Annotated in this window: 10 protein-coding genes; 3 read left to right on the plus strand and 7 right to left on the minus strand. The window is 55.7% G+C overall.

What is annotated here, in order from left to right; genetic code table 11:
• Positions 1–198: 198 nt before the first annotated feature.
• Positions 199–774: an AraC family transcriptional regulator gene (locus RWM61_RS19475; protein ID WP_314003929.1), complete on the plus strand. Its 576-nt coding sequence runs from the start codon at positions 199–201 to the stop codon at positions 772–774.
• Between the two features lie 109 nt (positions 775–883).
• Here RWM61_RS19475 and RWM61_RS19480 read toward each other — a convergent pair whose 3' ends face one another.
• From RWM61_RS19480 to RWM61_RS19500, 5 genes are read right to left on the minus strand one after another with little or no spacing between them, the layout of a single operon-like run.
• On the minus strand, positions 884–1714 hold the full coding sequence (locus tag RWM61_RS19480) for an amidohydrolase family protein (protein ID WP_314003932.1): 831 nt from the start codon (positions 1712–1714) through the stop codon (positions 884–886).
• Positions 1715–1735: 21 nt separating this feature from the next.
• Positions 1736–2170 carry an L-fucose mutarotase gene (gene fucU / locus RWM61_RS19485; RefSeq protein WP_314003935.1) on the minus strand — a complete coding sequence of 145 codons (435 nt, stop codon included), beginning with the start codon at positions 2168–2170 and terminating at the stop codon, positions 1736–1738.
• A gap of 28 nt (positions 2171–2198) precedes the next feature.
• Positions 2199–3695, minus strand: a complete 1497-nt coding sequence (locus RWM61_RS19490; protein ID WP_314003938.1) for a rhamnulokinase family protein — start codon at positions 3693–3695, stop codon at positions 2199–2201.
• Positions 3696–3711: 16 nt separating this feature from the next.
• Positions 3712–4374, minus strand: coding sequence for a class II aldolase/adducin family protein (locus tag RWM61_RS19495; protein WP_314003940.1), 663 nt, complete (start codon positions 4372–4374; stop codon positions 3712–3714).
• 21 nt (positions 4375–4395) lie between these two features.
• The gene (locus tag RWM61_RS19500) at positions 4396–6186 is read right to left on the minus strand and encodes an L-fucose isomerase (RefSeq protein WP_314003943.1); all 1791 of its coding nucleotides are present in this window, start codon (positions 6184–6186) and stop codon (positions 4396–4398) included.
• Positions 6187–6321: 135 nt separating this feature from the next.
• Between RWM61_RS19500 and RWM61_RS19505 the strand changes: the two genes are divergently transcribed.
• Positions 6322–7335 (plus strand): LacI family DNA-binding transcriptional regulator, encoded by a 1014-nt coding sequence (locus tag RWM61_RS19505; RefSeq protein ID WP_314003946.1) that lies wholly within the window; start codon positions 6322–6324, stop codon positions 7333–7335.
• Between the two features lie 182 nt (positions 7336–7517).
• A complete protein-coding gene (locus RWM61_RS19510; RefSeq protein WP_314003949.1) occupies positions 7518–7679 on the plus strand; it encodes a hypothetical protein in 162 nt (53 codons plus the stop codon).
• Positions 7680–7855: 176 nt separating this feature from the next.
• Here RWM61_RS19510 and RWM61_RS19515 read toward each other — a convergent pair whose 3' ends face one another.
• A complete protein-coding gene (locus RWM61_RS19515) occupies positions 7856–8077 on the minus strand; it encodes a LuxR C-terminal-related transcriptional regulator (RefSeq protein WP_314003952.1) in 222 nt (73 codons plus the stop codon).
• Positions 8078–8682: 605 nt separating this feature from the next.
• On the minus strand, positions 8683–9297 hold the full coding sequence (locus tag RWM61_RS19525; RefSeq protein ID WP_314003955.1) for a YhcN/YlaJ family sporulation lipoprotein: 615 nt from the start codon (positions 9295–9297) through the stop codon (positions 8683–8685).
• Positions 9298–9527: the final 230 nt, after the last annotated feature.

The raw sequence follows: 9527 nt of genomic DNA on the forward strand, positions 1-9527 counted from the left end.
ACCACAAACCCTTGCTACATCAACACTTGGAAATAAATGTCGCCAAACTCGGGAATAAAATAAACGATTGTTGCCTAAATATGCTCTACTTTGCTATATTGATTTCATCAAGCCGATAGGAGGCGTTCCTATCCATCCGTTGCGCAAAAAGCTCTCGGGAGACGAACGGTTTCCGTTCGACCTGGTCTGATCCGGCGCGTGGAATTGGATGGCTCTTACTCACTCCTGAGATGTTTTGAACATGCCGCAAAGAAGAACAGCTACAAGATCGAAACGTCCGTCGAAGAACGCGCACGATTAGAGACGCTGATCCGGGACATGCATACCGAACAGCAAACACAAAAGTCCGGCTTCCGTCAATCGATACTCATCCATCTTCAGCTTTTGTTGCTGATTATTAATCGGCTGGCCGTCACTATACCTGCCGGAAGTACCGGCAATTCCGGAAGCGAGCCCCTTTGGATGAAGGAAACCCTGTTGTTTATCGACAGGAACCTTGGCGCCGAGCTGCGGCTTGCCGCGCTTTGCCGGCGAGCAGCCGTCACGCCGTCGCACTTTTCACAGGTCTTTAAACAGCTGACCGGAATGAACGTAACCGATTATGTCATTGCGAAGCGGATTGTTTACGCCAAGGAACTGTTGGTGCGGACGGACGAAAATATGAACCGGATCGCGACGGCTTGCGGCTTTGAAAGCGCGTCTTACTTTTTTAAAATGTTCAAGAAGCTGACAGGCATGACACCGCTCACCTACAAACGCAATCAACGCATCTGAAACATGAAGACCACCGGCAAGGCCTTATAAGCCTTTACAGTGGTCTTCATCTCCCCGATTAACGCAATTTTAGGATACTCGTCCGGCCGGACAGCGAATTAGCGGCGTTTCATAGCTTATAAAACCTCTTGGCATTCAGCCCGAACAGCTTGTTCCGCTCCTCTTCCGTCCAATGGGCGGGAAGGGCTTGCACGAGCACGTCCATCAGCTGATCGTAATCGGCCGCCAGCAGGCATACCGGCCAATCGCTGCCGAACATGACCCGGTCCGGGCCAAACAGGCCAACAATCTCACGGATATAGGGCTTGAAGTCAGCGGGCTTCCAGTTCCGGTGGTCGGCTTCCGTCACCATTCCGGATAATTTACAATAAATATTCGGATGCTCCGCAATTTCACGCATCCGGCTGTTCCATGGCTCCATTGCGCCTTCGGCTATATTAGGCTTGGCAATATGATCAATGACGGCCCTCAGGCCAGGTACTCGTTCCAGCAGCTCAACCAACGGATCAAGTTGGCTCGAAACGACAAGTATGTCGATCGGCGTATCCTGCTCTGCAAAATAACGCATGGCCTCTATGAAATGCGGCTGCAGAATCGCGCATGCATCCGGCATTTCCTGGACCATGATACGGAAGCCGACAAATTTGGGATGGCTGCTGAGCCGCTTATAATGTTCTTTATAAGCCGGATCGTTCAGATCCAGCCATCCGACAACGCCGAGAATGGAGGGATCGCCTTCCGCCAAAGACAAGATATACTCCGTTTCAGCCAGCGTAGGGGCGGTCTGAACGACGATGGACCCGTCGATTTGGTGACGTTTAAGGTTCGGCGATAAATCATGCGGGAGAAAATCCCGGTAGAGAACCGGAATGTCCGGCGCAATCCATCCATAGTCGCCCCGATCGATTTTCCAATAATGCTGGTGCGCATCGATTCTCATTCGACCGCCGCTCCTTTCCGCTTATGTCTCCTTGACGACGCCTTTCTTCAGAATGAGATTGGCGTAAAGCGCGCTCTCGCCGGTTGCCACGATGGCATACGCCCGCTTCGCGCGCTCATAGAACTCGAATCGTTCAACCTCCTCGAACGGGTCGTCCAATCCCGCTCTCGCTTTCACGATCTCGCGGTACCGGGACCACACGGGTGTGTCCACCGGGTCGCCGGGAACGACCCCCATCAACGCTGCCGGTTTATCCACATAAGCGTCCAATGGGAACAATGCGAGAATCGCATCCAATAATTCGGGCACACCGTGGCCGTCGCAGCGGATGAGTTTGCCGGCGTGGCTCGCTGCCGGAAAATTGCCGTCAGCCAGCACAATTTCGTCGCCGTGTCCCATCTCCATCAACACTTTCAGAAGCTCGGGCGATAGCAGCTTCGGAATTCCCATTAACATCGCTCATTTACCTCCCGTCAGAGACGTTTCATAAAGTTCCGGTCAGCTCCTTAAACCGCTCATAGGCGAAATCCCATTCAGCGTTGTCTTCAGGCGGCGCATATGTATCGACCGGAAACGACGCTGCCGCGAGCCGGCGCGCATGCTGTAAATCCGCACATTTACCCCGTGCGATGAGTTGCACCAGAATGTTGCCGATCGCGCTCGCTTCAACGGGTCCGGCCATTACCGGCCGGCCGATCGCGCCGGCCGTGAATCGGCACAGCAGCTCGTTCCGTATGCCCCCGCCGACCATATGAAGCCTGTCAAACCTCCGTCCGGCAAGCCGCTCCGTTTGATCCAGCGCTTGCCGATAGCGGAGCGCCAGGCTCTCGAGAATGCATCTTGCATATTCACCCTTCGATTCCGGCACGGGCTGGTTCGTCTCCCGGCAATAGCTTTGAATTTTGTCCGTCATCCCGCCCGGACCGTAGAACCTCGCATCGTCCGGCATGATCATGCTGCGGAACGGGGGAGCCATACGCGCTTGCTCCGCCAGCTCCTGAAAAGAAGCCGCCTTATCCCGTTCATCCCATTCGCGCTTGCACTCCTGCAAAATCCAGAGGCCCATAATGTTTTTCAACAGCTGGTATGTGCCGCCGACGCCCCCTTCGTTCGAAAACGCCGACTCTCTCGCTTCCTGTGAAATAATCGGCTTTTCCAGCTCCGTTCCAAGTAACGACCACGTACCGCAAACAAGATAAGCAAACGGTCCTTCCGGCGCGGGAACAGCGGCTACAGCGGATTCCGTGTCGTGCGTGCCGACGGCCACCGCCTCGATCTTCGGTACGTTCAGTTCATGGCATACAACGTCGGCAAGCGAACCGACCAGGTTGCCGGGAAGCACAGGCTCCAGGAAAATCCGCGAGGGAATGCCCAACCGTTCCATTAAGCCCGTATTCCAGACCCGCTCCACCGGCTTGAACAGCTGAGTGGTCGTCGCCATCGTAAACTCGCATACCTTGCGGCCGGTAAGGAAATAGGTCAGGAGATCGGGCGTCAGCAGCAGCGTTTGCGCCGCTTGCAGCTGAGGCGAGCCGGCCTTGACCATCGCATACAGCTGATAAATCGTATTGAAGGGCATACTTTGCAGGCCGCCTTGCTCATACAGCTCTTCGGCCCCTATCAGGGCGCCGACCTCCTCGATCAATCCTTCGGTTTGCGGATCCCGGTAATGGTAAGGATTGCCCAGCAGCTCGCCGTTCGCGTCAAGCAGTCCGAAATCGACACCCCAAGTATCGATCCCGAACGACTCGACTGCGCAGCCTTGCTGGAACGCCTTGCGGATTCCCGCCTTCACCTCTTGCAGCAGCAGTAAAATATCCCAATGCAAATGACGGCCTACTTGAACCGGCCGATTCGGAAAGCGGTGGATTTCGGTCACCCGAAGCGCAGGCTGCCCGCCTTCATCCGTCAGTTCGCCGATTAGCGCTCTTCCACTGCTTGCCCCCAGGTCGAAGGCAAGCGCACTCGAAAGCACCGTCACTCACGACCGTCTCCTCTCATCCGTTCATCTTCCGGAGCAATTGAATCCGGTACGCTTCGCTCTCCAGGGAAGCCACCTCTTCGACTTCCTCCTCCGTGAGCGCCTTAGGGGCCCGGATCGCGCTCGCAATCAGATAGATTTTCGCGCTCTCCTCCACGACTTCCGTCCGGTAATAGGCTTCCCGCAGATTGCGGCCCGTCGTTACGAGGCCATGATTGCCGAGCAGAATCGAGCTGGCGCCGTTCACCTTCTCTACGAAGGCGTCGGCCAGCCGGTCCGTCGTCGGCAGGACATAGGGCACATACGCCGTTTTGCCGACCAGCGCGGCCTGATCCGGGAACATGACCGGCAAATCCTGCTCCACCAGTGTGAAAGCGATGCAATAAGGAGGATGCGTATGAACAATCGCGCCGATATGCGGATTTTCCCGATAGGCGTACAAATGCATTAGCACCTCGGAGGAAGGCCGCAGTCCGTTATCCGTAATCGCGCCGCTGGCGATGTCCACTTCCACCCATTGCTCCGGCTCGATTTCATCGAGAGCGAAGCCGCTCGGCGAGAGGTACATGTTATGTTCGTGCTTCGCGCTGATGTTGCCGCCGGGTCCGACGACCAGCTTGTTGGCTACCGTTTTGCGCGCGTAATTGGACAGCTCTTCCCGAATGCGCATGCTGCTCATCGCCTCATACCCCCTCTCCCGTTACTTGTACAGCGGGCCGAAATTTAGGCAGGCGCGGAAATCGGCGCTTTCCGGATCGGCCGTACCGAACAATCCCCATGCCCGAGGGCGGAAAATTCGGTCGTCCGCCACATTGTGCATATTGACCGGAATGCGCAGCATCGATGCGAGCGTGATCAGGTCGGCGCCGATATGGCCGAAGCTGATCGATCCATGGTTCGCCCCCCAATTATCCATCACATCATAAACGGTGCGGAACGCGCCTGCACCGGTCAGGATCGGCGCAAACCACGTCGTCGGCCAGGTCGGGTCCGTTCTTTTATCGAGCGCCTCATGCACATCTGCCGGCAGATCGACCGAGTAGCCTTCGGCGATTTGCAGCACCGGCCCGATGCCCTTCACCAGATTCAAGCGGCTCATGGTCATCGGCATGCCGCCGCGCGTCAGGAAGTCCGACGAATAACCGCCGCCGCGGAAATACTCCACCGAAGCCGGCCTCCAGGAGGTCGCCTTCAAGCATTTGTCCGCCTCCTCGGGGGTAATCTCCCAGAAAGGCTTCATGGCCGGCTTGCCGTCCTTCGTCTGTTCCCCGGTTCCGTCGAGCGTCGCCGGCCCCGAGTTGATCAGATGCAGAATTCCGTTCTCCGCTGCGCCGGCGAGCGAATGTCCGGTAACCCGCTTCACGGCGTCCGGACTCCAATAGGTGCGCACGTCTGCGAAAATTTGCGCCGTATTCGTGAGCAGGTAGCCGAACAGCATGGAGACCCCGTTCAGGCTGTCATTCTCAGTTGCAACGATATACGGCGCGCGAATGCCGTTCCAGTCGAAGGAGGAATTCAGCATGGCCTCCATGAAGTCCCCGTTCGGGAAGTGGTCCGTCCATTGCCGCTGGCCCTGAAAACCGGATACGATCGCATGGTGTCCAAGCGCTTCTTCCCCGAAGCCGAGCTCACCCAGCCGCGGGTTGCCGACCATCAGATCCCGCGCGATCTGCGTCATTTTGACCACAGTCTCCCAATCCCTATCCTTGCTTTCGCGCGACGTTTGCAGCTGAGACGGGTTATTGTCCGGTCCTTCCGGACAATGCTCCTTCACCCACGTAAGCGCTTTCTCAAATTCCGCGTCGTCATAAATGCCTTCTTCCATGCGCCGTACAAATTCGGTCATATCGACGTATTCCGTGCGCATGCCGAGGTACTCCTGAAAAAAAACGTCGTTCACAATCGAACCCGCGATGCCCATCGAGACAGACCCCATTGCCAGATAGGATTTGCCTTTCATGTAGGCGACTGCAAGCCCTGCCCTGGCAAAACCGATCAGCTTCGCTTTTACATCCTCCGGTACCGTCGTACTGCCTGCATCCTGCACCTCCTCACCGTAGATGCCGAAAGCGGGAAGCCCTTTTTGCGCGTAGCCTGAAAGCACCGCCGCCAGATAGACGGCACCCGGCCGTTCCGTGCCGTTAAAGCCCCAGACTGCCTTCGGAATCGATGGATCCGTATCCATCGTCTCCGTCCCGTAGCACCAGCATGGCGTCACGGTGATCGATACGCCTACACCGGCTTTGGCAAATTTATCCGCGCAAGCGGCCGCTTCCGCCACGCCACCGATGCACGTATCGGCAATGACGCATTCGACCGGCTCGCCGTTCGGGTAGCGCAAATGCTCGGAAAGCAGCGCCGCCGTCGCTTTTGCCATATTCATCGTCTGATCCTCCAACGATTCGCGAATACCCTTTCTCCGTCCGTCGATCGTCGGCCGAATGCCGATTTTCGGAAACCCTTGCTGAAAACGATAAGCCGTATCTGTCACCTTGATCCCTCCATATGATAAATAATGTTACCGATAACTTTAAAATATCAATACCGCCCTCTTGCTGTCAACAGCTTCTTTTGGGTAAGATAAAGTCAGAGTTTTTCAAAGTTTTGTGGTCAAGGAGATTTCGCAATGGTAACGATATACGACATCGCCGCAAAGGCAAACGTGTCCGCCATGACCGTTTCCAGAGTTATCAATAACACCGGCAAAATAAGCGACAAAACGCGGGCGAAAGTGAAACGGGTGATGGAGGAGCTGAATTACGTGCCGAACCAGACGGCGCGAAGCCTTGTGCTTCAGCAGACCCGTATTCTTTTTCTGCTTATTACGGATATCATGAATCCCTTCTATACGACGCTATCCCGCGGCGCCGAGGATGCCGCCCGGAAACACGGCTACCGGCTGTTGTTCGGCAACAGCGACGAGAACGTGGAGAAAGAAGCGGAGTACATCAACACCATATTAACGGCTCGAGTGGATGGCGTGCTCGTGGCGCCGGCCGGCGATCCTTCGCAAACGCATCTGGAAATGCTCCGCAGACACCAGGTGCCGTTCGTCTTGCTCGACCGGGAGGTGCCGGGCATTGAGTGCGACATCGTGCTGGGCGACAGCAAGGAAGGCGCCCGCAGACTTGTCGAGCATTTGGTCGCCCACGGACATCGGAACATCGCCATGCTGAACGGCTCATCCTCGATATCCAGCGCTCGTCTCCGGTTGCAGGGCTATTTGGAGGCATTGAAGCTGAACGATTTGCCCATTGAAGAAACGCGCATCTACGAAACCAGCTTCGGACCGATGAACGATCTCTCGGAGATGGATCGGTGGCTCTCGCGGATGGATCCTCTCCCGTCGGCGATCGTAGCGGGCAACAACGTGCTCGCTTTGGAGATCATTCGGCTGCTCCGGGCAAGGGGATTAAGCGTCCCTGACGACTTGTCCGTCGTTTGCTTCGATGACTTCGGCCCCTATGCGGAGATGGATCCGTTCATCACGGTCGCCGCGCAGCAGGCTTACCAATTCGGCTATTTGGGGATGCAAATGCTGATCGAGCGGATCAAGGAAGGTCCGGAAGCGGGACCGTGGCGCAAGATCGTGCTGCCTGCGGATTTGATCGTCAGGAGGTCGGTGATGCACATCAAGTAACAGGACTCGGGTGCTTGCGCTGAACATTCCATATGTAGTTGCGCATGGTTTTCTCGCTTAGTTGAGTTTCACTATAGCAAAAGCCGACAATTTTCTCGGGGATCCTAGTCTATCTGTGCCTCGCGGGATAAACCAGCGCTAATCCGGGTCATAATAAACTAAAAACCGTGGAGGCGATTCTCGTGGACTACAAAACCGCCGAACTGTCCGAAGAACAAATACGGCAGCTCAAGCAAGTAGAAGAAAGCTTGTCCAGAACGACCGGTGACGACATCGTTCTCATCGCGTACAAGCAGCAACATGAAGACGGTAAAGAGGGAACCGGTTTTACGGAACTTGTTTAATCCCGGTGCCATTCGACTCACGATCTCCTGATTCCCGTTCAGCGCCTGTCATCAACAGCAGGTCCCCTTCGTTGCCGGAGGGGATTTTGGCTTTTCCTCCGCCGTCAAAAAAACCTCCTCCCCAACTTTCTCGGCGAAAGCGGTTAGAAGGTTTGAATCACCCGCAAAAGCTAACGTCAAATTTTGAGTTCCCCAAGCTTGATCAGCTCGACAACCGCTTGCGAACGGCCTTTGACGTTTAATTTTTGCATGACGTTGGATATGTGGTTGCGCACGGTTTTCTCGCTGATGAACAATTGCTGCGCGATATCCCTCGTGGTTTTGTCCTGCACCAGCAGTTCAAATACCTCGCGTTCACGGTGGGTCAATAAAAACTTGCTGTGGTCGCTTCCCTTCAATGTTTGTCACCCCTCCTTGCCCGGGTTGTATAGTGTTTACAAGGTTAAGGGATACAGTCAACTTATCATATGAGCGGCGAGTACCGGTGGTGCGGTATCCCGGGGAAAATGGGCGATTCGGGAGGCTGCAGGCGCCCCGCTCGTTTGCAAGGCGCATCCTGTGGGAAATAACGGTTAGGAGGGGAATGCTGAAACAGCACGTCTTGCACGCCTGACTTGCACGCCTTTTTCGGAAAGGGGAAATGCCGTTTATGGACGAGAAAACATTAGAAAGCAAGTTGCCCGAACGAACGCATTCATACTGGCTTGCCTTTTTGCGCCCGCGCGCTTTCATGCAGCCTCCGACCTTAAATCGTTCGTTACGCAGAACGCGGCCGTAGCCAAGGATTTCGTAAAGGGCAAGCTCGAGGTCGTGACACGCAGCCCCGACGATCTGCAGCCGGGCGAAGGCGCGGTCGTGCGGATGAACGGCAAGCGGACGAGTCCGAGATCGGCCACCAAGGCAAACCGGTTACGTAAGCATCATATGCGGCATGCGCCAAAAAGGAAAGCATCCCCTCGCAGCCGACGCCGGGCGCCGGCTGCGGAAGGGATGCTTTTACACGTCAATCGTAAAGCGCTCTTGTGCCGTGGCTGTACCGCAATCCCGAATCGACCGGAAACATCCGCTCGACCATGCCGTTGAATTCGGCGATCAAGCCTTGAATCGGAAGCCCTTCGTCGACCTGTGCCTTGTAACCGCCCATCCGATCCACGAACTCGGGATTCGCCGATACGAATACCTGCTCGGTATGAGGCGCCATCGTTTTCACGCGATCGGCAATCCGGCGTTTGAATGCTTCCTCGTCCGCCCCCGCTCCGTCCGCTCCGTCCATACGGACGGCTACATAAGCATTGCGATCGGTAAGCACCACATAGGATGCCTCGACCCCCTTAAGCTCGTTGAGACGATCGGCTATTTCGCGGCTCATTTCCATCCGGTAGTTCCGGTGATCGCCGATCAGGTTGTTGCTGTTGAGCCGTTTGCCGTTCTCCCGGTTCTGTTCGTTGCGAATGTCGTCGGCAAACCGTTTATCGATGATCTTATTGCCGCTGCCGTCCTGTCCGGCTGCTTGCAGCCGGATATTTTTGTTCCCGACGTCGCCTTGCGTATCCGAGCATCCCGACAGCAGGCAAGCAATAAGGAAACAAGCCGTTCCGATCATGGCTGCACGTTTCATGCGTCACCCTCCGCTTCGCTGATACGGGGCGGCTGATGGGCTGCCCCGGTTGTAGCGTTTGCAGGGAGCGGCTGTCTTATGCGCAAAATGATGGGAGGGCTGCGGTTTTAGGCCGGCGGCGAAGCCGCGACGGCAGATTGATTTTATAAAATACATATTGTAGTATCTTAATGTAAATACATGACCTATGCAGTTCAAGTCAGTAACTGGTAATCAGTCATTACGCCAAA

This window comes from uncultured Paenibacillus sp. (assembly GCF_963515335.1).
Classification (GTDB): Bacteria; Bacillota; Bacilli; order Paenibacillales; family Paenibacillaceae; genus Paenibacillus_I.

Excerpts from the sequence above, each read along its gene's own strand:
- RWM61_RS19480 (WP_314003932.1), bottom strand. The coding sequence starts at position 1,714 with ATGAGAATCGATGCGCACCAGCATTATTGGAAAATCGATCGGGGCGAC.
- fucU (WP_314003935.1), bottom strand. The coding sequence starts at position 2,170 with ATGTTAATGGGAATTCCGAAGCTGCTATCGCCCGAGCTTCTGAAAGTG.
- RWM61_RS19495 (WP_314003940.1), bottom strand. The coding sequence starts at position 4,374 with ATGAGCAGCATGCGCATTCGGGAAGAGCTGTCCAATTACGCGCGCAAA.
- RWM61_RS19505 (WP_314003946.1), top strand. The coding sequence starts at position 6,322 with ATGGTAACGATATACGACATCGCCGCAAAGGCAAACGTGTCCGCCATG.
- RWM61_RS19525 (WP_314003955.1), bottom strand. The coding sequence starts at position 9,297 with ATGAAACGTGCAGCCATGATCGGAACGGCTTGTTTCCTTATTGCTTGC.